Source organism: Borreliella valaisiana VS116 (assembly GCF_000170955.2).
Lineage (GTDB): Bacteria > Spirochaetota > Spirochaetia > Borreliales > Borreliaceae > Borreliella > Borreliella valaisiana.
On the sequence record NZ_ABCY02000001.1, the window covers coordinates 371,378 to 394,414 of the forward strand.

A 23,037-nucleotide genomic window follows, 5' to 3' on the forward strand; every position below is an offset into this window, starting at 1 on the left:
AATGAAAGGGATTAATAATTATCAAAATATAAATTCCGTTGTAATCTCTAAAGACGAAATTGATGTCAGAGATCTTATAAAGCTTAGATCTATTTTTAACTTAATTCAAATCGTAAAATCTGAAAAAGCTTTATACAGTGAATATGTAAAACAAAATAATATTAAATTCGCTATTATTTATAATTATGAAAAACCAATAGATTTTTCAATAAACGTTGCAAATGAATTAAAAAATATAAACAAAATCCATTCTATTATAATTAGCAATGAAAAATTCGATAAGGAATATTTAAAACTTAATCACATAGAAATAATAAAAGATATAAACGAATTAGAATATAAACAAAGTTTAATACACCAAAAAAAACTATTTTGCGACAATAAAAACACAACTCTGGATTTCTTCTTAAATTTATCAGAACTCATCAAAGAAATAGTAATCATCACAAACACCGAAAATGAAATTATTTATATAAATGAAAAAGGTAGTAAAAATCTTAATCTTCCAATGAAAATTTCTGGAAATACAATCAAAGTAACCGACATAGATATTAGAGATTGGGAAAAGTTAAAAAAAATAGATTTAAGTTATCATACAAATTCCATTCCCGAATTTAAAAATATATTAATAACCGATTGTCTTTTAACTTTAAAAAATAATAAAAAACTACATGTGGATGTATTTATTAGCACAATTGCTCAAAACAATATTGATAAATTAATAACAATCAAAGAAATACCAAACATTAATGAAACAGAAAACTATAAATACCTAGAAATTATCGATTCGCAAGACGAAATTCAAAAGGCCAAAGAAATTGAAAAATTATTAGTAAATCATATGGATATTTACAAAAAAAAACGAATATATTTGCTTAATTTAGACCTATCCCTAACAACAGAATATGAATACAAAGAGGATAGAGAAAAGCTTAATATAAAAATACTTAAAATAATGTATTCAAAAATAATGTCATTATACTCTGAATATATTTTCAAGCTAAAGCACAACAATTTAATAGTAATCATATGCACAAGTGGCGGTGAAAACCGGATAATCTCAATTGCTAAAAAAATCAAAAAAACAATTATGTTGGCATTAAAAAAAGAAGATATTATTATATTAGAATTCAATATCGGAATAATAGAAGTAAATTTAAGAGAAAATTTAGAATTAAAAATCCCTAAATTAATGATGGCTACAAAAATATCATCGGAATACAAAGAATCTGACCCTATTATATACAAAGAAGAGCTACCAGAAACTGTGATTTTAAAAAATCAAAATAAAATCTTTCAATATATACTCAAAGCAATAAAGAATGATTTTTTTACTCTTTATTATCAAAAAATCAATCCCCTTAAAAAGAACTTAAAGCCTAAAATAGAAATTTTGACAAGACTTTTTGATCACATGGGCAAACCAATTCCAAACGACCAAATTTTTAGCTTAATAGATAAATACAATTTAACTGCTGAAGTTGACCAATTGGTGGTTAAAAAGGCTTTAAGAGAATATAAAAGCTTTGTATCAAAAAATGGAGTTCACATTTTCTCAATTAACATATCCCCTTATTCCCTAAAATCTCAAAACTTTCGAATCTTTTTAAAAGATACCTTGTTAAAAAGTCAAATTCCACTTCAAAATATATGCTTAGAAATAACAGAAACTGGAATTCTTGAAAATTTTGAGATAATAAATAAATATTTTCAAGAATTAAAAAGTTTTGGCATCAAACTAGCACTTGATGATTTTGGAAGCGGACATACATCACTCTCATATATTAAAACACTGCCAATAGACTTACTTAAAATAGACGGGTCTTTCATAAAAGCAATAAACTCTAGTGAAATAGACTTTGTAATAATAAAATCCATTAAAAAAATAGCAGATACAAAAAATATAAAAATTATTGCCGAATTTGTATATAATGAAGAAATATTAAAAAAAATCAATGAACTAGAAATAGACTATGGACAAGGATTTTTATGGCACAAACCAGAACCAATATAACTTTTAAAAATGGCAAAATCGTAAATATACTAATGACTAAGTTTCATTAAATTTCAACAAAAATTATTTTACATTGGAGAAGGAATAAAATTAATGGAAAAAAAAATAGCATTAATTGCACATGACAAAAAAAAGGATGATTTGGTAAATTTTGTCAAACTAAACCATCTCTTCTTATCTAAATTTAAGCTTATTGCAACAGGAACAACAGGGTCCAAAATTCAACAAGCTACTGATCTTACAATTATTAAATATAAATCAGGCCCTATGGGGGGAGATCAGCAAATTGGCGCTGAAGTAGCTGAAGGAAATATCTTGGCCATATTCTTCTTTAGAGATCCCCTAACAAGCCAGCCTCACGAACCAGATGTGTCAGCTCTTATTAGACTTTGCGACGTACATAATGTACCGCTAGCAACCAACGTAAAAACAGCGGAAATTTTAATAAAAGGCCTTGAAAGATTAATTTCAAAATAGGCTTTAATTTAAAAATTAAAGCCTAAAAAATTAAAAATATAAATTAATTCATCATCATAGGTGATATTTTTTCAATACCGTCTATAATATAATTAACAGATTCTAAAAAGGTTTTTGCGTCTGCATTATTCTCATCAATTGTAACTTCCAATTTTGAATTTTTAATATTAAGATCTCTAAAGGTGCCAATAAGGTCGCTTTTCGCACCATGCAAATTACTATTTATAATCTTTTTAAAATCAGAGGTAATTCCGACAAAAATAAACGCTTCTTTTCCAGAGATACTAATTGGAGCTTCTCCTGCATAGATATTATCATAAAGATAAACTATTAATTTTGCACCCTCTTTTGAAGGTATTGTTTCAAAGTATCCATCTTTTTCAGAAAAATAAAAAACCTTTATATTTTCCCCCAAACTTTTTCGATCATTTTTTGAATGAACTACTCCCATAGCATGAAAAACATGACCAATAGTATGTTCATCTATTTTAGAAGCATCATTGAGTTTAGAAGAGCTATCCACTTCTTGTTCTTCAACATATTCATTTGAGCTATCTTTTGAAGTACACCCAATTATTAAAAAAAATAACAACCCCATTAAATAGTTTTTTAAAAAACCATTTTTATACATAAAAATTCTCCCTTATGATTTATTCATAATATTAAAATTAAAGGTAAGTTTACAATAAATAATTTATTTTGTACACACTTTAAAAATAATTAAAATGTTAAAATAAAAATAGGAGGTCTTATTAATGAAAAACCAAAATCCATGGATATCTTTAAGTGAAGAAGAAAAAAACCAAATTTTCAATTTTTCCGAAGGTTACAAAAAATTTATAAGTAAATTTAAAACAGAAAGAGAAGTTACATCCTATGCCCTAGATAAAGCAAAAAAAAAAGGATTTCTTAACGCTGAAGAGAAAAAAAATTTAATGCCCGGCGATAAAATTTTTTATACTTGTAGAGAAAAATCTGTTGCTTTTGCTATTATTGGCAAAAATCCTATTGAAAATGGAATGAATTTAATTGTTTCTCATACAGATTCACCAAGGCTTGATGCAAAACCTTCACCAATCTCTGAAGAAAACGAACTTTCATTTCTTAAAACCAACTATTACGGGGGAATAAAAAAGTATCAGTGGTTATCTATACCCCTTTCAATAAGAGGTGTGATATTCTTAAAAAATGGAGAAAAGGTTGAAATCAATATTGGTGACAATGAAAATGATCCCGTATTTGTAATTCCCGACATTTTGCCTCATCTTGATAGAAAAATACAAAGGAATAAAAAATCAGATGAAATTGTTGAGGGAGAAAATCTAAAAATTTTAATTGGAAGCCTACCAATCGAAACAAAAGAAAAAGATAAAGTTAAACTAGCAACTCTTCAACTAATAAAAGAAAAATATAAAATAGAAGAAGAAGATTTTGTATCATCAGAAATTGAAATAGTGCCCGCAGGAACAGCAAAAGATGTCGGATTTGACAAAGCTTTAATTGGTGCTTACGGACAAGATGATAAAATATGCGCTTACACTTCACTAGAATCTATATTTGATCTTGAAGAGGCCCCAAACAAAACAGCTATTTGCTTCCTTGTAGACAAAGAAGAAATTGGTTCAACAGGTTCAACTGGACTAGACTCAAGATATCTTGAATATTTTGTTTCTGACATGATCTTTAAAATTAAAAAATCAGAATATAATAATCTTCACGTCCAAAAAGCCTTTTGGAATTCAAAAAGCATCTCTGCTGATGTTTGCGCAGCAATAAACCCGCTATTTAGCTCAGTTCATGACGAACAAAATGCTCCTAAACTTGGATATGGTATACCAATAATGAAATACACAGGACATGGTGGAAAAAGTATGGCCAGCGATGCTGATGCCGAGCTTGTTTCTTATATTAGGCAATTATTAAATAAAAAAAATGTAGCCTGGCAAGTAGCAACACTTGGAAAAGTAGAAGAAGGGGGAGGGGGAACTGTTGCTAAATTCTTAGCTAGCTATGGAATAAGAACAATAGACATGGGACCTGCTGTTATAAGCATGCATTCTCCAATGGAAATAACTTCTAAATTTGATTTATACAATGCTTACTTAGCATACAAAGCTTTCTATAAGGAATAAAATTGCTATGGTAGATTTAGAAAAAACAAATAAAATCAAAGTAGCAGAGCATATTGTAGAATGCTTTGGGGGAATCAAAAATATTAAAAACATAAACAAAGACATAACAAGAATAAAAATTTTAGTAGACAGCAATTCTTTGGTTAAAAGAGACGATTTAACAAAAAATGACAACATAATAGGAACTATTAAATCTAATGAACTTACAGAAGTTGTAATGAATTTTGAAATAATCGAAGATGTTTATAATAAAATTTTATATATGATGAATGATCAAAAACAATAAAGCCTCTTCAGAGGCTTTATTTTATTGTCTAATATCTCTCATATATTCAATAACAGATTCGGATCCCAACTCTTTATTCAAAATTTTATATATAACACTTAACAAGCTATTGGGATTGAGATCTCGATTTAATTCTTTAAAAAGGGAAAAAATTGATTTAGCAGCCAAAACTCCTTCTGGCAAATATCCAATTTTTTCAATATTATTTATTAAATCATCTATACTAAAAAAATTTTCTAAAATGTTTTTGCTAACAATTTCATTACCAAGTCGTCTATTTCTTCCAAACATGCTTCTACAAGTAACATCTAAATCACCAGAACCAGACAAAAATAAAAACGTTTCAATATTTCTTCCCCCAAGCTCAATTGCAATATCCTTAATATTATTTAAAGACATTGAAAATAAAAATGATTCTGTATTATTACCTATCAAATTAGGATAATTCAATTTATACGCATCTAAAATTCCAAATGCAATTGCAAACACATTTTTTAAGGCTGATGCTATTTGCACCCCAAAAACATCGTCACTATAAAACAAAGAAATTGGGGTTTTGGCAAATAAATTAATAAACAAATCTGCATTTTTTCTGTTATTGCTAGCTGCAACAAGTCCTGTTATTACACCAAGTCCAACTTCTTCAGCATGACTTGGGCCAACAATATAAGTAATTTCGTCTTTATATCCTTTCATGACTTTCTCAGCAGCTTCAACAACTGTCTGGGTTTTCCCATCAAAAGTAATAAACCCTTTTGTAAGTATTGCTAATTTTGGCTTTATTTCCAAAGAATGGAAAAACTGATCCAATTTTTTAAAAATATCAACAGTAAAAAGAGATGGCGTTGCAATGAAAATATAATCAGACATCGATACAACTTCAAACAAATCTGAACTTGCAACTAAATTTTTTGGCAATTTAATTGACTTTAAATATTTGGCATTAACATTATTATTATTAATACAATTTTTAACATCTTCTTCAAAAGACCATAAAAAAATATTAAAATCAAATTTATCTGCCAAAGACTTTGCAATAGCTGTCCCCCAAGCGCCTGCTCCTATTACTGATATTTTCATAATTACTCCCTATAACCTTATAAAAACTCATATTTTATTGTTTCATCTAAATAGATCTTTATTTTACCAAAATTTTCAATTTTCTTAAAAAGAATTTCATCTATTAAAAGCTTTCCCACTTCTTTGAATATAAACTTTTTAACACTTTTTAATCCATAGCCCTTTCCATAAATCTTTTCCCGAATATAATCAACAACACTTTTTTCAAAAAAAATATCGAATTTTCTATCTTTCAATATCTTAGCAAAAGAATTAAGTTCATTAAGAATAATTTTTTCAAAATCTAATTCATCAATCGATTTAAATACAAACACATGATCTATTAAATCCAAAAATTCATTGGGAAATCTTTTCTTTAATATAAAATTAACATCATTTCCTTCTGCTATTTTATTTTTAAAGCCGATGCTATTAAGCTCATTGCCCTCAGTATTTACACTTATTACTATTAAACTTTCTGATAAACTTACCTTTTTTCCAAGACCATCAAAAAGTTTGCCTGTTTTAAAACCCTCCAAAAAAAAATCTAAAACCCTTTTATTACATTTATCAAAATCTGATAAAAAAATAATAGAATTAGAAGATTTGTTCAAAAATTTGAAAAATCTAGTAGATTCATAATATCCCTCATTACTTAAAACAGGCCCAATCAATCTATCAAGAGCATTAAAATCGCTATATTCACTCATATTAAGACTAAATTTCGGAATTTTAAACTCTTCTGATAAAATATCCGTCAATTTGCATTTTCCAGCTCCAGAAGCGCCAATAAAGGCAAATAAACCAATAGTACTTCTATTGGTAAGCAAATTAAATTTTAATAATTTAATATTTAACATCAAATCAAATACCAAACTATCCTCTATAATAAGTTCTTTTTTTATTCTATTTTCTAAATTAATTAGTAATTCACTATCATACTCTTCAAAATTAAAAATATTAGAACCAACGAAAGACTTGATCAGATCACAAACATCATCTTTTGTTATGGTCCTTTTTATGTTTTCAAGCTTAAACTTAGAACCTAGCTCATCTAAAATATCAAAAGCTTTGTCTGGAAGAAATCTATCTTTAATATATTTTTGAGACATAACAATACAAGCTTGTATTGCTTCATCTGTATATTCTACATTATGATATCTCTCGTAATCTTTTTTAATCTCCTGCAAAATAATATAGGTATCGTCAAAATTGGGCTCTTTAAGCTCTATGCTCTGAAACCTTCTAATTAAAGCCTTATCTTTTAAAAAAAATTTTCTATATTCATATTCTGTGGTAGCTCCAATAAATTTAATTTTTCCCAAAGTCAAAATAGGCTTCAATAAATTAGAAATATCCATACTACCAAATGATGTAGCTCCTGCACCCACTATCATATGGATCTCATCAATAAAAAGAATAACTTTTTTTCTTGAGTTTAAAAAATCTAAAACCCTGTTAATTCTACTCTCAAGATCTCCTCTATATTTAGTACCCGAAACAAGCCTACCAATATCAAGAGAATAGATTTCATACCCTATTAAATCCACTGGAACATTCTCTATCTTTATTTTATAGGCAAGACCTTGGATTAATACTGTTTTACCAACACCAGGTTCTCCAAATAAAATAGGATTACTTTTATGTTTTCGAAGTATTACCTGGATTAACCGAGATAATTCTCGCTTTCTACCAATTAAAGGATTGTACTTTACATTCAAAGTATCAATAACGTTTGTTAAAAAATTACCAATAGAGTCTTTATTTTCTAAGAAAATATTATTTTTATCCAACTTATCACGATTGTCCTCAAAAATATGAAAGCCTCCTTTACTTTTTGGGGCATTATTATGAATGTATTCTGCAATTAATTCACTACCATAACCTGAATCAGATTTAGTATTGGCAGCCAAATAATCATGAACTTCAATAAGTTTGTCAAAAATAGTCAAATTAAAACCTGAGTTAACTAACGCATCTAAAATACTATTTTTTCTTTTTTTGACAAGAACCCACAACAAATCTTTTTCTTGTATTTTATAAGGTTTTTTATAAAAAAAAAGAACACCGATTATATCGTCATACAAATAATCCATACTAGAAACATAATCTGGGATATAATTGTCTCTTAAGGGAAGTTTGCTAAAAAATTCTTCTAGCTGTTTATTAAGTTTATCAAAATCAATTGTGCACAAACTAAGCAGCTCTTTAACTTTATCGCTTTTTATCAACCCGTAAAAAATGTGCTCTTCTGTAAAAACAAGATGCTTAGACTCCATGAAAAACAAAAACGTGTTAAAAAACAAACAATTTAAAGCTCTTCTGTCATACATCAAAAATCAACTATAAAATAATTCTTAAAAATTTTTTTTTACCTACTCTTAATTCAATTTCATTGTTATTAAAATCCACTCTAGTAAGACAATGGTTCTGATTTTCTACCCTTTTACCATTGATATACACCCCTCCAGAATCAATCAATCTTCTACCTTCTGACTTGCTAGGCACAATTTTTGAATCTAACATTAAATTAATCAACAATACTTCTTCTTCTAAGCTAGAAAAGCTAAATTTAAAAAACGGAATATTACTTCTATCTCCACTGCCCCTAAATGCAGCAAAGGACGCCTCTTGAACCTTTAAGGCTTCCGCTTCCCCATGAACAATTTTAGTTATTTCAAAAGCCAAAATCTCTTTGGCTTTATTTAAGGAATTCCCCTTAAAATTTGAAATTAATTCAATTTCATCTTCTTCTAAAAAAGTAAAAAGGTATAAAAAAGTTTTCACATCAGAATCTGAAGTATTTCTAAAATACTGATAAAAATCATAAATACTGTAAAGATTAGAATCAAGATAAACAGCACCTTTTTCTGATTTACCCATCTTTTTTCCATCACTTCTTGTAATCAATGGAAACGTAAGCCCAAAAGCTTCTGCTCCAAACTTTCTTCTAATCAAGTCAACACCTGAGATAATATTCCCCCATTGATCATCACCACCAATTTGAAGTCTACAATTTTCAAGCTTATTAAGCATATAATAATCATAAGACTGCAAAAGCTGATAATTAAACTCAATAAATGAAAGTCCAAAATCTAGCCTTCTTTTATAAGTTTCAAAGCTTAACATGCGATTAACAGAGAAATGAATGCCAATATCTCTTAAAAATTCAATATAATTGAGATTATCTAACCAATTTGAATTATGAATAAAACATTTTGAACTAAACTTCGTTATTCTTTGAAGTTGATTTTTTATTAACACAGCATTATTGCTAATCTCTTCTGAAGATAAAATCTTTCTCATTTCGCTTTTTCCAGAAGGATCGCCTATTTTTGTTGTAGAATCTCCAATTAAAACAATTGGTATGTGTCCATATTGTCTAAGATGCATCATCGCTAAAAAAGGAATTAAATGGCCAATATGAAGAGAACTAGATGTTGCATCAACTCCCGCATAAAAAACTATTTTTTCTCTATCCATTAAATCACTTAATACTTTTAAAGATGTACATTGCTTTAAAAATCCACGCTTATGTAAACGATTTAAAGCAAGATTCATTTATTAAAATCCTCTTTGTAATTTAAAATCTCTGTTTTAATGTGCGAATATAAATCATTAATAAAAATTCTCTTCTGGGTCATATTATTTCTTTCTCTAATAGTAACTGTTTTATCCTCAACAGTGTTGTAGTCTACTGTTACACAATAAGGAGTTCCTATTTCGTCTTGACGTCTATACCTTTTACCTATTGTTCCATTATCATCGTAAAATATATGAAAATCATCACAAAGCTCCATATAAATCCTTCTGGCAATTTCAATAAGCTCAATTTTTTTAACAAGAGGAAATATAGCAATTTTATAAGGAGCTAACTTAGGATGTAATCTTAGAACAATACGCTTATCTCCATCTGAGAGTTTCTCCTCAGAATAAGCATCACAAAGGGTCATTAAAACAGACCTTGTAAGCCCGGCAGAAGTTTCAATAACATAAGGCACATATCTCTCTTTTGTTAACAAATCATGATATTCAAATATTTTAGGTTTGTTGGAAAATTTAGAATGCTGAGTTAAATCATAATTACCCCTATTGTGAATACCTTCTACTTCTTGAAATCCAAATGGAAATTCATACTCAATATCAAATGCAGATTTTGCATAATGAGCAAGTTGTGTTGAATCATGAGCTTTGAATCTTAATCTATCGGGTCTAATTTTAAGAGTTTCTATAAAAAAATTCATTCTATTTTGCTGCCAATAACAAAACCATTCATCTATTTGCTTGGGATGAACAAAAAACTGCATTTCCATTTGCTCAAACTCACAAGTTCTAAATATAAAATTTTTAGTAACTATCTCATTTCTAAACGCTTTACCTACCTGAGCAATTCCAAAAGGAATCTTAAGCCTTGAAGAATCCAAAACATTTCTAAAATTAACAAAAATTCCTTGTGCTGTCTCGGGCCTTAAATAAATCTCACTAGAACTGTCCTCTACTACTCCAATATGAGTCTTAAACATTAAATTAAAACTTCTTGGAGCAGTAAAATTATTCCCAACTTTGCAATTTGGACAATTTTTTGACAAATCAATAAAATCAGCTCTAAATCTACTTTTACAATCTTTGCAATCAACCATAGAATCTGAAAAACCATCAACATGACCAGATGCTTTCCAAATTTCAGATCGCATAAAAATAGCACTGTCTAAACCTACAATATTTTCATGCAAGTACACCATGCTCTTCCACCACTCTTTTTTTATATTTTTTTTAAGTTCAACTCCCAAAGGACCATAATCCCAAGCTCCAGAAAGACCCCCATAAACCTCTGAAGACTGAAACACAAACCCTTTTCTTTTTGCAAGAGAAATAATATCTTCCATTCTAACCATAAAAATATCCTTAATAATTATTCATTTATTCTTAAAAATTCCTGTGCCAATTTTATTCTTTCAAAAACTTTAGACTTACCTAACAATTTTAAAGAATCAAAAAGCGGCGGAGAAACTTTGCTGCCAAGCACTGCAATTCTAATAGGAAGAAGAATTTCTCCTAATTTAAAACCATTACTCTCAGCAAAATTATAAAAAATTTTATCATTTTCCTCTGACGATCTTTTTTCAAATCCTTCTAAAACAGGCTTTACTAATTCTAAAATAGAGCAAACCTCTTTAGCCGTTTTTTTTCTACTTAAAAACTCATCTAAATTCCAAGATTTAATGTCTTCATAAAAAAATCTGGTCATATTTAAAGCATCACTTAGCTTTTTAATTCTACTCTTTACAAGAGGAATTAATAATTTTAATTTTTGACTCTCTTGTAAAGTACTAGGATTAGAAACATACCCTTTTTTTTGGAAAAAAGGAAGTAAAAGATTAAATAAATCTTCATCTTTTTTTTCTCTAATATAGTAGCTATTGAAAAAATCCAATTTATTATAATCAAAAATTGCAGGAGATTTATTGATCTTTTCAATTGAAAAAAATTGCTCAAGGTCATTTTTTGAAAAAAATTCTCTCTTATCATCATAAGACCAGCCAAGCAATGTAACATAATTAATAATAGCTTCTGGAAGATACCCATCTTCAATAAACTGCCTTAAAGCTGTTGATCCATGCCTTTTGCTTAATTTTTGACCATCATTTCCCATAACCATTGGAAGATGACAATAAATAGGCGGCTTCCAATTAAGAGCCTTATAAAGAAGCGCATGCAATGGGCCTGAAGAAACCCATTCTTGAGCTCTTAATACATGGGTAATTTTCATTAAATAATCATCAACAACATTCGCAAGATGGTAAGTCGGAAGTCCATCTGATTTAAGAATTACAGGATCAGGGCTAATGTCTTTATTTGACCATGTAATCCTTCCAAGCAAAACATCATCAAAGCTAGTATCCCCTTCTAAAGGAATTTTAAATCTGACAACAGGCTTGATTTTTTTAATTAACGCATTCTCAACTTCGTCATCACTTAAATTCCTACAATGCCTATCATATCCGGGTGGCATCTTATTAATATTTTGAATTTTCTTAATCCTTTCCAACCTTTCAGAACTACAATAGCAATAATAAGCGTGCCCAGATTCAATTAAGTATTTAGCATATTGTTTATATATTATACTTCTTTGAGACTGAACATAGGGCGCATAATCGCCCCCTACAATAGGACCTTCATCAAAAGAAATACCTAGCCATTTAAGACTTGAATAAAGATCATTTTCTGCTTCTGGAAAATATCTGCTCTGATCTGTATCCTCAATTCTAAGTAAAAATTTACCCCCACAAGACTTTGCAAAAAAATAATTAAACAAAGCTGTTCTAATCCCACCAATATGTTGCAAACCCGTTGGAGAAGGCGCATAACGAACTCTTATACTCAAAAAACAACTCCTTCAATAAAAAACATCTTTTTTAGAAAAATCATAAATATAATAAAAAACAACAAAAAATAAATTCGAACCAAGTAGTCTTGTATGCTTAGAATCTATCCTATTTTTAAATTTATAATATCGATTTCTAATCTCAATTTTCTTGCTTTCAAGCAAATCAAAAGATATTTTTGATTTTCGTAATAAATAATAAAAATAAAGAGTAAAAATATCATTTTTTAAAAAAAACTTATCTAAAAAATTTACTAACTCTTTTAGCTTTAAATGCTCTTCAAATGACAACATGCTAAGAGCCTCGCAATATTTTACCCACTTGTTTCTACTGAACTTGTAATTTAAAATTAAACTAAAAGCTTTTTCCTTCTCTCTAAAACTAATAAGAACAGAATAAAGCTCTATTATTGTCTTATATCTTAATTTATTGTCTTTTAAATAAAAATAAAGCTCATCAAGGCTTTTTTTGTCTTGTTTTATTAAAATAAACCTAAGAAGAATAGATATTTCAAAAACACTTTTAAGCTTTTTACGAACCATTTTAAGCTTTAAAAAAGTAAATGTATCTTCCATCCCATTTAAAATAAAATATAATCTTGGAGAAAAATATTTGGAATAAATAACATTAAAAACAATCACTAGTAAAAAATAAATTACAATAAATTGGTAATTAAACAAAATAAAGCTTAATTCCATTTGAAATCTTAAAATTGCAAGAAAATAAACAAATAATCCAAGAAATATAATATTAAAGCCTAAGCGTATTTTTTCTACCATAAAAATCTCTTCAAAAGAAGCTTAATTCAAAAATTGAGATATAATAAGTATATTATACTAATAGATAGACAATTAATAAATAATATGATATACATGGTTATTAGAGCTTACTTTCAAGGAAATAAATGCAAAATTTTGAAAGCATTATCAAAAATATAAAAAATTCGTCATATTTAATAGATAAGGAATTCTTAGTTTGGCCTGAGAATGCATTTATTGGAGACAAAAACATTGCGCTTATTGAAAAATGGAAATTAAAATCATACATTAAAGAGAGAACAAATTTTTTCAGTGATGATTCTGTTAAAAAAGAATATGAAGAAATACACAAAAAATTCGACGAAGAGGCTATTTCTAGTTACCATGTAATAATAAGCAATTTAGAAGAAATTTATGAAAATTGCAAAAGAAATAAAAAAATATATTACCAAGATATTATACCTACTGTAAAAAAAGTAATAGAATTTTATAAGAAACAGAAAAAAATTTTTATCAAATATTTTAGAATTCCTAAGCTTTCTGCAAATTATCACATTATTCATTCAGTAAATACAGCTATCTTAACAGTAGCTCTTGGTAATGAAATGGGACTAAATAACTACAAAACAGTAGAACTTTGTAGTATTGCGCTTTTACATAAAATAGGGTTTCTATTTATCCCATCAAAAATCAGCGAAAAAAAGGAAACATTAACTGACGAAGAACTAAGCATAATAAAAAAATATCCTATAATCAGCTATAAAGTAGCTTCAACGAGCAATTTGTCAAGATCAATATGTTTGACACTTTTAACACACAAAGAAAATCTAGACGGGACAGGCTATCCTAAAGGCCTGACAAGTGAAAACATAAGCATAGAATCAAATATAATAGGAGCTGCTAGCGCCTATTCTGCTATCATTTTAGATAAGACCTACAAAAAATCTTTTAATTCTGGGGCATCTATTATTGAATTAATTAAAGATGCTGACAAAAAATTTGACAAAAGAGTTTTAAAGTTAATAATCAATGCAATATCTTCTTGCCCTTTAGACTTTATTGTAGAACTTAATGACAATTCTATAGCCAAAATAGTAGATATAGATGATTCTAACCCAAATCTCCCATACATAAACTACATAATAAAAGATGGAAAAGTTGTAGACAAAAATGAGCAATCTAGCATTCAGTCTATACCAAACACAAACACAGGAATAAAAAAAATACTCAATCAAAATGAAATAGAATTAATTAAAAATAAACATTCTTTAACGAATATTATATAAAAACACTTAAAGGGAGAAAAAAGCATGATTTTAATCATATCAGCCATGCAAGAAGAAGCAGAAGAAATAAACAAAATGCTTGATGACAAAGAAGAAGTTATATTAAACGGCTGCTTAGCAAATACAAAAAATTATAAAGGAAAAATTCTGGGAAAAGATGTAATATCCTTAACTACAGGAATTGGAAAAGTTAACGCAGCGACTTGGAGCAATCAAATTATATCTAAGTATAAAATCACTCATATAATAAATTCTGGAAGTTCTGGTGGAATAAAAGAAAACTCTAACCTTAAAATCTCAGATATTGTAGTATCCTCAGAAACAGCATACTATGACTTTGACTTAACCAAGTTTGGACACAAAATAGGACAAGTCCCTAATTTGCCACAAAGGTTTAAAGCAGATGAAGAACTATTAAAAAAAATAGTCAATATTGTTGACAGCAAGCTTTTAAACATTAATATCCATATTGGCCTAACACTAACAGGAGATCAATTTGTTGACAATGAAAAAAATCTTGAGACAATTCAAAAAAATTTCAAAGATGCTTTAGCTGTAGATATGGAAGGAGCTGCAATAGCTCAAGTGGCACATATCTTTAAAATACCATTCATAATAATTCGTTCAATTTCCGATTTACCAAACAATAAAGACAACCATATAGACTTTAATACATTTTTAAAACAATCATCAATAAATTCTAGCAAAATGACAAAGGAACTTATTAGGCTAATATGAATAAAATAATAGCAGCTAACCAAATTTTAACTTCTGAGGCTGTATCTGAAGGACATCCAGACAAAATTGCAGATCAAATCTCTGATGCCATCCTTGATGAAATGCTAAAATTAGATAAAAATGCAAAAGTAGCTTGCGAAGTCATAATTGCACAAAATTTAGTAGTAATAGCAGGAGAAATAAATAGTCCTGAAAAAAAACACATAGATATAAAAGAAATTGCTAAAAATATCATTAAAGATATAGGTTATACAAATATTGATTATGGGCTTGATTATAAAACAATAACGGTAATAGACGCCATTGGCAATCAATCGCATGACATTGTAAACGCAATTGAAAAAAAAGGATCTAATACCCTTGGAGCAGGTGATCAGGGAATAATATTTGGATATGCTTGCGATGAAACAAAAAATTTTTTACCCGCTCCTTATGAACTCGCCAATTCAATTCTAAAAAAAGCCAGCAATCTTAGAAAATCAGGAGCAATAGAATGGTTGAGACCCGACTCAAAATCTCAAGTCACTATGGAATACGATAAAAACAGAAATCCTGTAAAAATAAAAAATATTATAGTCTCTCACCAACACCATCCAAATATCTCCCAAAAACTAATACGACAAACAATAATTGAAGAAATTATTAAGCCCACCATTCAAGACAAGTCGATGATTGATGAAAATACTAATTATTGTATTAATCCTTCTGGAAATTTTGTAATTGGAGGACCTACCGGAGACACGGGCCTTACAGGAAGAAAAATTATTGCCGATAGCTATGGGGGATTTGCAAGACATGGAGGAGGAGCATATAGTGGGAAAGATGCCACAAAAGTAGACAGATCGGCTGCTTACATGGCAAGATATATCGCAAAAAATATGGTAGCAGCTGGAATTTCTAAAGAATTTGAAATACAACTTGCATATGCAATTGGAATTGAGAACCCAATATCCATTCAAATAACTGCAGGAATAAATGATCCCAAATATGAAAACAAAATATTAAATTTCATTGTCAATAACTTCGATTTAACTCCTAACGGTATAATTGAAAAATTAAAACTAAAACAACCCATATATCTTAAAACTTCTACTTATGGCCATTTTGGAAAAAATGAATTTGAATGGGAAAAATTAGATTTTGTAAAAAAAATACACGCGGTGCTAAAAAAATGAAAAAAATAACAAGCTTTACAATAGATCATACAAAATTAAACCCCGGCATATATGTTTCAAGAAAAGATACCTTTGAAAACGTAATATTTACTACAATGGACATTAGAATCAAAGCTCCCAACATCGAACCAATAATTGAAAATGCAGCAATACACACAATAGAACATATAGGCGCTACTTTACTTAGAAATAATGAAGTTTGGGCCGAAAAAATAGTATATTTTGGTCCCATGGGATGCAGAACTGGTTTTTACTTAATAATTTTTGGAAACTATGAAAGTAAAGATATTGTTGACTTAATATCATGGCTTTTTTCCGAAATTGTAAATTTTTCAGAACCCATTCCAGGCGCAAGCCATAAAGAATGCGGAAATTACAAAGAACATAACCTTGATATGGCTAAATACGAAGCTTCTAAATACTTACAAATATTAAACAATATCAAAGAAGAAAATTTGATATATCCCTAACTAATAAAATTTACAAAATAGAAAGTATCTCGCTATCATTTTTTGTTGCTACGTCAAACTGAAAAATAAAACCTAGGGTTATTTTATGCATTTGATTTAAAAGTAAAAGTTTGTTATAAAAAATTGGAGAAATTGTATATTCCAAAAAAATAAAATCTATATTAATTCTAGCTCCAATGTCTACTCCCAAAACAACATTATTTAGCAATGCCCAATCATTTGAACCTCTAAAACGAATTTTGGCATCAATATATGAAAATTTTAAACCTGTAAAAAAGATTAAACTAAACATTGGGGTATAAGGCAAAAAGAAATAATTACCATACATTCTCATTGATATTGAGACATCTTTTACTATGAAATAACTTAGAGAATGCTTCAAATATGATCGATCATCCAACATAAACATAATATCTTTGGTGTAAGGGGTATAGCTTGGCAAAAATTTAATATCTAAATTAAATTCTCCACCAAATGCGAAATTTTGAGAAACATTAACACCAAGTCCACTGAAAAACTGATACCTAAGTCTTTCATAGAAGAATAAATCTTGGGTAAAATTATCAACACCAACCCCAACTCCATTGTATACATTAAGATAACCAGGAATGCCTGAATAAATTTTTAATGCATTAAGCATAAAAACAAAAAAGAAAAAAAAGTTTCTTCTCATAAAGAATCCTTTTTGGCAAAATAAATTTAAAGATTCATACTTATTTTCATAGATAATTCTTTAAATTTTTCAACTTCAAGATTAAGTTTATTGCCTCTCTTAAAACCAAAACCATCATTTTTAAATCTTGGAATTACATGGAAATGAGTATGAAAAACCTCTTGCCCTGCATCAGCTCCCAAAGAAGAATAAATATTTATTCCACTACAAATGCTTGAATTTATTTTTTTTAAAGCATTAGAAATTTTTTTACACACTCTTAAAATTCTCTCGTTAAATTTATCATCCATATTCAATAAATCCTCACTATGTTCTTTAGGAATAACAAGAGTATGTCCAAAAGTTAACGGATTAATATCCAAAAATGCTAAAACTAAATCGTCCTCATAAACTTTATAACTAGAAAGCTCTTTGTTTACTATTTTACAAAAAATGCAATTATACATTAAAATATCCTATTATAAAAAAATAACAATTAACACATTTAAATGAAATTTAAATAGCATAACTAACCAAAACCCATTTTGCTATATTGAAATAAGCTATCAAAGTAATAGCATCTGCAATAGTAGTGATTAAAGGACCTGCCATAAGTGCTGGATCCAACTTGAAAATTTTAGCAACAATGGGCAAAAGACCTCCCAATATCTTTGCTACTGTCAAGCTTACCATTAAGCAAGATGAAACTACAAACGCTATTTTCAGCTTATCAGCATGCTGTGGAGCTACAAAAAATACAATTCTTAAAAAATTAACACCAGCAAGAATTACCCCCACTAAAATACTAACACATATTTCCTTTAAAAAAACCTTAAAAAAATCTTTTACCTTGATAGTACCAAGAGCAAGCTCACGAATTATTAACGCAGATGCCTGAGAACCAGCATTACCCGAAGTATCCATTAAAAGAGGAATAAAACTAGCCAAAACCACTAAAGACAACATTAAATTTTGATAATTTGAAATGATTGTAGCTGTAAAAGTAGAAGATACCATAAGAACTAAAAGCCAAATTATCCTATTTTTTGTCATAACCAAAATAGAAGTATCAAGATAAGAGGTATCTAAAGGTTTAACAGCGGCAATCATTTGAAAATCTTCAGTATTTACAGATTGAATAACTTCCAAAATATCATCAATAATAATAACACCTATCATTCTTCCTTCATTATCAACAACAGGAACACTGGTAATGTCATATTTTTGGAAAAGAAGTGCAACATCTTCTTTCTCATCATTGACCCCCACAATATAAAAACCACTATTTCTCATTATTGATGACAGAATGACATCATCTTTGGCTAATATTAAATCCTCAATTTTTATCACTCCTTTTAAATGCTTTTCATCATCTGTAATATAATAAGTGTAAATATCTTCTTTGGTTTTAGCTACCCGTCTAATATAATCAAGAGCCTGACCAACAGTGAAATCTTCTTTAAGTTCAACATACTCAATTGTTACAATTGATCCCGCAGAATCATCACTGTAAGACAAAAACTTATTAATGATTTCTCTATTCTCTTCTGTAGAGCTTGCTAAAAATCTCTGAACAACATTTGCAGGAACCTCTTCTAAAAGATCAATAACATCATCAAGATTTAACTCATCAATCATTTCACTTATTTCTTTATTTGTAAAAGAATTTGCTAATTTGTTTTTTGTAGATTGATCAAAATTAGAAAAAGTTTCAACTGCTATTTTTTTGGGCAAGAACCTGTAGAGTAAAATCAATTCAGATCCATTAAGTCTTTTAAGAGCCTCAGCAATGTCAAAGGAATCGTGCTTTAAAAATTCTTCTTTAATTTTAGAATAACTCTTCTCTTTAAGAAAAATTCTCAATTCATCAATATCTATCATTAAAAGGCCTCCAAAAATTTAAATTTTACAAGACATTTAATGAATCCAATTCATCAAAGCTTATCCAACAACATAGAACATCTTCCTGAAGGAATAGGAAGGGTTTTCTCTTTTTTATTTAATATATTTATTGTAAAATAATAAAGTTTTTCAGATTCCATTTTTATTTCCCAACCCCTTTTCCCTTTATTACAAATTATTGTAGTTTGATTCTTTTTAAGAGATAAACTTTCTATCCCCATAATCTCAAGAGTGGGTATGTTCCAATATACAGTTTTATCGGGCAAACTAATTGTAAGCCCAATAATATTTTCTATCATCAAGCTAATGCTAAAAAGCGCAAGATAGCAAATAAGATTTTTTTCAGTATAAGTTTTTTTATTAGAATCAAAATATGCAGGCCCTTCTTGCATAGGCTTATAAGCTTCCCAAATGTGCCCTTTAATTTTATTAAACGGCATTAGAGTATCTAATATATAATATAAATGCCTTATGGTAAATTCTCTTGCAATATTTGCACGACCACAATATTCAAGACCTTTGATCACAAAAAAATTCATATAAGTATAAACTGAACCATAATATCCATTTCCATCTTCACTAAAACCCGGCTCACTAACAGAAAGCGTTGGAAAGGGATTTGGAGTCCCAAAATGCTTAGTACTTTTTAAATAAAAAATCATTCTTTCTATTCTGTCCTCACTAGGAATCTCGGAAAGCATTGGGAAAAACCCTACTATTGTCTTAATTTCAATAATATTCTCATTAACATCAAGATCATAATAAAATCCATCTTTTTCACTCCACATTAAAGAATTAATCTTGACCTTAAGAGAAAAAAATCGTTTTTTGTATTCAAGTGATAAATTTTTATCATTTAAAATGTCTGCTAATTTAGAAATACAATATGCACTATGAAGTTGCAATGAATTAAAATCTACAGGATAGTGTGCATTTACTCTTGGAGAGTTTTTATAAAAAATTTTATTTACATCAACTGAATAAAGACCATTTTCTTTTAAAAATTTTTTTTCTATCCACTTATAATACTTATCAAGAATTGGCAAAACTTCAGAAATTCTCTTTTTATTTCCTGTTTTATGATACAAATTATATTCAGCCCATGCAAAAATAGGAAATCCAATATTCTCTTCATTCTCATCAAGATCAATAATAGCATTGTTATTATCATATCTAGCTCTAATTGCACCAGATTCTTCCTGCAGTTGATAAAATTTATCAATCGAAGATGTAGATGAATATTCCCCATTACTATAGACAAGAAAAAAGCTTGACATACAAGCTTGCATCTGATCTATATAATTACAATTCTCCGAATAATAATTTTTATCTTTTTTGCTCTTATCAGAAATTTTTTGTAAAACAACCTTGGCTTGAATCCAAGATAAACTTTTGTTATAAATATCAATAAAATCTTGATCATAATAGTAAATCTTGGGAAACATTTTTTTATTCAATGCTAAATCCTCTAAAACAATAGAAATTTGCTTATATTTATTATAACACAATAAATATAGCATAATTAAAAAATTAAAAACTAGAAAATTAAAATCTTTTTTTTAAAAAAGTCTATAACTTTAATATTTGTTTTATAAAAATTTCGTATCCTTCCTGATTATAAGGAACAACAATCTCTTTATTGATTATTTTACTTTCAAGAACTTTTATGTATTCAAATTCATTCGCATTAGACAACCCAACAACACCATCTCTTAATCCCATTTTAACAATTTTTCCACCTTCCCAAGCATTATTATTTTTAAGATATTCGCTAGTAATCAAATATAATGCGTCACCAACATTTTTTATAACAGAAGTAATAAAATTTTTAGGAGCAAGATAAGACTGATCTTGATCGGATCCAATAACATAGTAACCATCACCAAGTTCTTTTGCTGCCTCAATAACACCAATCCCTGCCAAACCAGCTGCAAAATGAATTATATCTATTCCTTTAGAATACATTTTATTAGCCATGATTTTACCAATATCAACATCGGAAAAAGAATTGGAGTATTCACTTACAATCTCTATGCCTTTATTAGCATACTTTGCACCAGCCTCATAGCCATAACGGAATGCATCCACTATATCGCCCTTCAATCCTCCTATAAAACCTATTTTACCAGAAACACTTTTTTTAGCTGCAATATAGCCAGCTAAAAAAGCACCTTGCTCTATTCTAAAAACAACACCAATCAAATTTTTAGGAATCTGGACATCATCACTATAAAGAGGATCTATTATTCCGTAGCTAATTTTTGGATTCTCTAATGAAACCGACAAAGCAACGTCCGTAAGCATATACCCTACAAGCCAAATCAAATCTGAACCATTCATTTTTAAATTATCAAGATCTGAAACATAACTAGAATAAACGCCAGAAGCAGCATTAGAAAAAACTTTTTCAATACTTTCTGGAAAATCTTTTTTCAAAAGCAACAAGGCCTTATTAGCGCTAGAATTAAAAGATTTGTCATCAAGAATACCATCTACCAACATAGATATCTTAACTTTATTTGAACCAGATTTTATTCCATTTTCACCCAAGCAAGAAATCAACAAAATGCCGAATATAAAAATTGCAATCCTCATATAGAACTCTTCTCCATTTCCCACCATTTACACAAAACCAATGTGTTTTTTATACTTAAAAAATAAAATATATTGATTGTTTATTCAAATAAATTCTTTAAGAAATTTTTCATAACTTTCTTTATTATATGGAACAATAACTTCTTTATTGATTATTTTACTAGAAATACTATCGATTTCTTTTTCAAGTTCAAAGGGAATCATCTTGGGATTTCTTACAAACCCTACAACTCCTTCTTTAAGGCCATAATTTATTAATTTTCCACCTTCGAAAGTATTAGTTTTTAAATAGTTAGATGTAAAAATATTTAAAGCTCTACCAACATCTTTAGTTGAAGATGTAATAACATTATCAGGAGCAAGATATGATTGATCTTCATCAACTCCAATAATGTAATGCCCAGAACCAAGTTCTTTTGCAACTTCAATAGCACCAATCCCTCCAAGACCTGCAGCATGATGAATAATGTCTATCCCATCAGAATACATTTTAATTGCAATGCTTCTACTAGCCTCAAGGTCGGCAAAACTACCAATATAATGAGTAAATATTTTTATATCTTTATTGGCATACTTAGCACCGGCTTCATACCCATACCTGAAAGCATCTACTATCTCGCTCTTTATTCCCCCTAAAAACCCAATTTTACCTGTTTTAGAAACTTTTGAAGCAATATAACCTGTCAAAAACGCGCCTTCTTGAGCTCTAAAAGTCATACCTACTAAATTCGCAGGAATAGGCTCATTAGAATAAACAGGGTCAATAATTGCATATTTCACTTCTGAATTTTGCAAAGAAACAACCTTGGCTACATCGCTAAATCTATACCCAATAAGCCAAATTAAATTTGAGCCTGTATCTTTAAGCCCCTCAAGATCAGATAAATAAGAATTTGATGAAGATTCTTTTAAAACAAACTCAACTTTAAATTCTTCTTTAACCTTTTTTATACCATTTAAAGCGCTCTCATTAAAAGATTTATCATCAAAAGTTCCATCAATTATTACAGAAACCTTAGGAATTCCACCCTCAAGACTACCCTTACCACTACAAGATAAAAAAATAATACTTTCAAACAAAATTAATAACAACAATTTACTCATAAA

General features: G+C 28.6%; 21 protein-coding genes. 8 read left to right on the forward strand and 13 right to left on the reverse strand.

Features of this window, described 5'->3' with window-relative positions; genetic code table 11:
- Position 1 precedes the first annotated feature (1 nt).
- Together BVAVS116_RS01775 and mgsA are read left to right on the forward strand one after the other, a co-directional pair.
- Entirely contained in the window at positions 2-2,014 is a 2,013-nt protein-coding gene (locus tag BVAVS116_RS01775; RefSeq protein WP_006068938.1) for an EAL domain-containing protein, read from the forward strand.
- A gap of 93 nt (positions 2,015-2,107) precedes the next feature.
- Complete coding sequence (gene mgsA, locus BVAVS116_RS01780; RefSeq protein ID WP_006068842.1) at positions 2,108-2,491, forward strand: methylglyoxal synthase; 384 nt, start codon at positions 2,108-2,110, stop codon at positions 2,489-2,491.
- Positions 2,492-2,534: 43 nt separating this feature from the next.
- Here the strand turns inward: mgsA and p22 are convergent, their stop codons facing one another.
- A complete protein-coding gene (gene p22, locus BVAVS116_RS01785) occupies positions 2,535-3,122 on the reverse strand; it encodes a lipoprotein P22 (protein WP_006068978.1) in 588 nt (195 codons plus the stop codon).
- 124 nt (positions 3,123-3,246) lie between these two features.
- Between p22 and BVAVS116_RS01790 the strand changes: the two genes are divergently transcribed.
- Both BVAVS116_RS01790 and BVAVS116_RS01795 read left to right on the forward strand, forming a co-directional pair.
- The gene (locus tag BVAVS116_RS01790) at positions 3,247-4,623 is read left to right on the forward strand and encodes an aminopeptidase (protein ID WP_006068891.1); all 1,377 of its coding nucleotides are present in this window, start codon (positions 3,247-3,249) and stop codon (positions 4,621-4,623) included.
- A gap of 7 nt (positions 4,624-4,630) precedes the next feature.
- Complete coding sequence (locus BVAVS116_RS01795; RefSeq protein ID WP_006068385.1) at positions 4,631-4,909, forward strand: PTS transporter subunit EIIB; 279 nt, start codon at positions 4,631-4,633, stop codon at positions 4,907-4,909.
- A 21-nt stretch (positions 4,910-4,930) separates the two neighbouring features.
- Here the strand turns inward: BVAVS116_RS01795 and BVAVS116_RS01800 are convergent, their stop codons facing one another.
- From BVAVS116_RS01800 to BVAVS116_RS01825, 6 genes are read right to left on the reverse strand one after another with little or no spacing between them, the layout of a single operon-like run.
- Entirely contained in the window at positions 4,931-5,989 is a 1,059-nt protein-coding gene (locus BVAVS116_RS01800; RefSeq protein WP_006068522.1) for an NAD(P)H-dependent glycerol-3-phosphate dehydrogenase, read from the reverse strand.
- Between the two features lie 17 nt (positions 5,990-6,006).
- Positions 6,007-8,301, reverse strand: a complete 2,295-nt coding sequence (locus BVAVS116_RS01805) for an AAA family ATPase (protein WP_040351333.1) — start codon at positions 8,299-8,301, stop codon at positions 6,007-6,009.
- A 10-nt stretch (positions 8,302-8,311) separates the two neighbouring features.
- Entirely contained in the window at positions 8,312-9,529 is a 1,218-nt protein-coding gene (gene tyrS / locus BVAVS116_RS01810) for a tyrosine--tRNA ligase (RefSeq protein ID WP_006068680.1), read from the reverse strand.
- A complete protein-coding gene (locus tag BVAVS116_RS01815) occupies positions 9,526-10,863 on the reverse strand; it encodes a glycine--tRNA ligase (protein ID WP_006068959.1) in 1,338 nt (445 codons plus the stop codon). Before BVAVS116_RS01815 ends, tyrS begins: the two co-directional genes overlap by 4 nt.
- 17 nt (positions 10,864-10,880) lie before the next feature.
- Positions 10,881-12,353, reverse strand: coding sequence for a glutamate--tRNA ligase (gene gltX, locus BVAVS116_RS01820; protein ID WP_006068287.1), 1,473 nt, complete (start codon positions 12,351-12,353; stop codon positions 10,881-10,883).
- Between the two features lie 12 nt (positions 12,354-12,365).
- Positions 12,366-13,133 carry a hypothetical protein gene (locus BVAVS116_RS01825; RefSeq protein ID WP_006068759.1) on the reverse strand — a complete coding sequence of 256 codons (768 nt, stop codon included), beginning with the start codon at positions 13,131-13,133 and terminating at the stop codon, positions 12,366-12,368.
- Positions 13,134-13,258: 125 nt separating this feature from the next.
- Between BVAVS116_RS01825 and pdeB the strand changes: the two genes are divergently transcribed.
- The 4 genes from pdeB to BVAVS116_RS01845 are packed head-to-tail and all read left to right on the forward strand — an operon-like array spanning position 13,259 to position 16,781.
- Positions 13,259-14,398, forward strand: coding sequence for a cyclic di-GMP phosphodiesterase PdeB (gene pdeB, locus BVAVS116_RS01830; protein ID WP_006068850.1), 1,140 nt, complete (start codon positions 13,259-13,261; stop codon positions 14,396-14,398).
- 24 nt (positions 14,399-14,422) lie between these two features.
- Positions 14,423-15,136: a 5'-methylthioadenosine/adenosylhomocysteine nucleosidase gene (locus BVAVS116_RS01835; protein WP_006068563.1), complete on the forward strand. Its 714-nt coding sequence runs from the start codon at positions 14,423-14,425 to the stop codon at positions 15,134-15,136.
- The gene (gene metK, locus BVAVS116_RS01840) at positions 15,133-16,311 is read left to right on the forward strand and encodes a methionine adenosyltransferase (RefSeq protein WP_006068663.1); all 1,179 of its coding nucleotides are present in this window, start codon (positions 15,133-15,135) and stop codon (positions 16,309-16,311) included. The genes BVAVS116_RS01835 and metK overlap by 4 nt, the downstream gene beginning before the upstream one ends.
- Positions 16,308-16,781 (forward strand): S-ribosylhomocysteine lyase, encoded by a 474-nt coding sequence (locus BVAVS116_RS01845; RefSeq protein WP_006068371.1) that lies wholly within the window; start codon positions 16,308-16,310, stop codon positions 16,779-16,781. Before metK ends, BVAVS116_RS01845 begins: the two co-directional genes overlap by 4 nt.
- 10 nt (positions 16,782-16,791) lie before the next feature.
- Here BVAVS116_RS01845 and BVAVS116_RS01850 read toward each other — a convergent pair whose 3' ends face one another.
- The 6 genes from BVAVS116_RS01850 to bmpA form a co-directional block, all read right to left on the reverse strand.
- Complete coding sequence (locus BVAVS116_RS01850; protein WP_006068417.1) at positions 16,792-17,454, reverse strand: hypothetical protein; 663 nt, start codon at positions 17,452-17,454, stop codon at positions 16,792-16,794.
- A 26-nt stretch (positions 17,455-17,480) separates the two neighbouring features.
- The gene (locus BVAVS116_RS01855) at positions 17,481-17,900 is read right to left on the reverse strand and encodes an HIT family protein (RefSeq protein ID WP_006068974.1); all 420 of its coding nucleotides are present in this window, start codon (positions 17,898-17,900) and stop codon (positions 17,481-17,483) included.
- 49 nt (positions 17,901-17,949) lie between these two features.
- Complete coding sequence (gene mgtE, locus BVAVS116_RS01860; protein ID WP_006068603.1) at positions 17,950-19,314, reverse strand: magnesium transporter; 1,365 nt, start codon at positions 19,312-19,314, stop codon at positions 17,950-17,952.
- Between the two features lie 53 nt (positions 19,315-19,367).
- The gene (locus BVAVS116_RS01865) at positions 19,368-20,792 is read right to left on the reverse strand and encodes an MGH1-like glycoside hydrolase domain-containing protein (RefSeq protein WP_006068626.1); all 1,425 of its coding nucleotides are present in this window, start codon (positions 20,790-20,792) and stop codon (positions 19,368-19,370) included.
- A 112-nt stretch (positions 20,793-20,904) separates the two neighbouring features.
- On the reverse strand, positions 20,905-21,930 hold the full coding sequence (bmpB, locus tag BVAVS116_RS01870; protein ID WP_006068509.1) for a nucleoside ABC transporter substrate-binding protein BmpB: 1,026 nt from the start codon (positions 21,928-21,930) through the stop codon (positions 20,905-20,907).
- Between the two features lie 84 nt (positions 21,931-22,014).
- Positions 22,015-23,034 carry a nucleoside ABC transporter substrate-binding protein BmpA gene (gene bmpA, locus BVAVS116_RS01875; protein WP_006068882.1) on the reverse strand — a complete coding sequence of 340 codons (1,020 nt, stop codon included), beginning with the start codon at positions 23,032-23,034 and terminating at the stop codon, positions 22,015-22,017.
- Positions 23,035-23,037 lie beyond the last annotated feature (3 nt).

Coding starts and splice junctions, on each gene's coding strand:
- tyrS (WP_006068680.1), bottom strand. CDS start 9,529: ATGAATCTTGCTTTAAATCGTTTACATAAGCGTGGATTTTTAAAGCAA.
- BVAVS116_RS01845 (WP_006068371.1), top strand. CDS start 16,308: ATGAAAAAAATAACAAGCTTTACAATAGATCATACAAAATTAAACCCC.
- BVAVS116_RS01835 (WP_006068563.1), top strand. CDS start 14,423: ATGATTTTAATCATATCAGCCATGCAAGAAGAAGCAGAAGAAATAAAC.
- mgsA (WP_006068842.1), top strand. CDS start 2,108: ATGGAAAAAAAAATAGCATTAATTGCACATGACAAAAAAAAGGATGAT.
- metK (WP_006068663.1), top strand. CDS start 15,133: ATGAATAAAATAATAGCAGCTAACCAAATTTTAACTTCTGAGGCTGTA.
- BVAVS116_RS01825 (WP_006068759.1), bottom strand. CDS start 13,133: ATGGTAGAAAAAATACGCTTAGGCTTTAATATTATATTTCTTGGATTA.
- BVAVS116_RS01815 (WP_006068959.1), bottom strand. CDS start 10,863: ATGGTTAGAATGGAAGATATTATTTCTCTTGCAAAAAGAAAAGGGTTT.
- p22 (WP_006068978.1), bottom strand. CDS start 3,122: ATGTATAAAAATGGTTTTTTAAAAAACTATTTAATGGGGTTGTTATTT.
- BVAVS116_RS01800 (WP_006068522.1), bottom strand. CDS start 5,989: ATGAAAATATCAGTAATAGGAGCAGGCGCTTGGGGGACAGCTATTGCA.
- bmpB (WP_006068509.1), bottom strand. CDS start 21,930: ATGAGGATTGCAATTTTTATATTCGGCATTTTGTTGATTTCTTGCTTG.
- BVAVS116_RS01850 (WP_006068417.1), bottom strand. CDS start 17,454: ATGAGAAGAAACTTTTTTTTCTTTTTTGTTTTTATGCTTAATGCATTA.
- BVAVS116_RS01795 (WP_006068385.1), top strand. CDS start 4,631: ATGGTAGATTTAGAAAAAACAAATAAAATCAAAGTAGCAGAGCATATT.
- BVAVS116_RS01790 (WP_006068891.1), top strand. CDS start 3,247: ATGAAAAACCAAAATCCATGGATATCTTTAAGTGAAGAAGAAAAAAAC.
- BVAVS116_RS01855 (WP_006068974.1), bottom strand. CDS start 17,900: ATGTATAATTGCATTTTTTGTAAAATAGTAAACAAAGAGCTTTCTAGT.
- pdeB (WP_006068850.1), top strand. CDS start 13,259: ATGCAAAATTTTGAAAGCATTATCAAAAATATAAAAAATTCGTCATAT.
- bmpA (WP_006068882.1), bottom strand. CDS start 23,034: ATGAGTAAATTGTTGTTATTAATTTTGTTTGAAAGTATTATTTTTTTA.
- BVAVS116_RS01775 (WP_006068938.1), top strand. CDS start 2: ATGAAAGGGATTAATAATTATCAAAATATAAATTCCGTTGTAATCTCT.
- BVAVS116_RS01805 (WP_040351333.1), bottom strand. CDS start 8,301: ATGTATGACAGAAGAGCTTTAAATTGTTTGTTTTTTAACACGTTTTTG.
- mgtE (WP_006068603.1), bottom strand. CDS start 19,314: ATGATAGATATTGATGAATTGAGAATTTTTCTTAAAGAGAAGAGTTAT.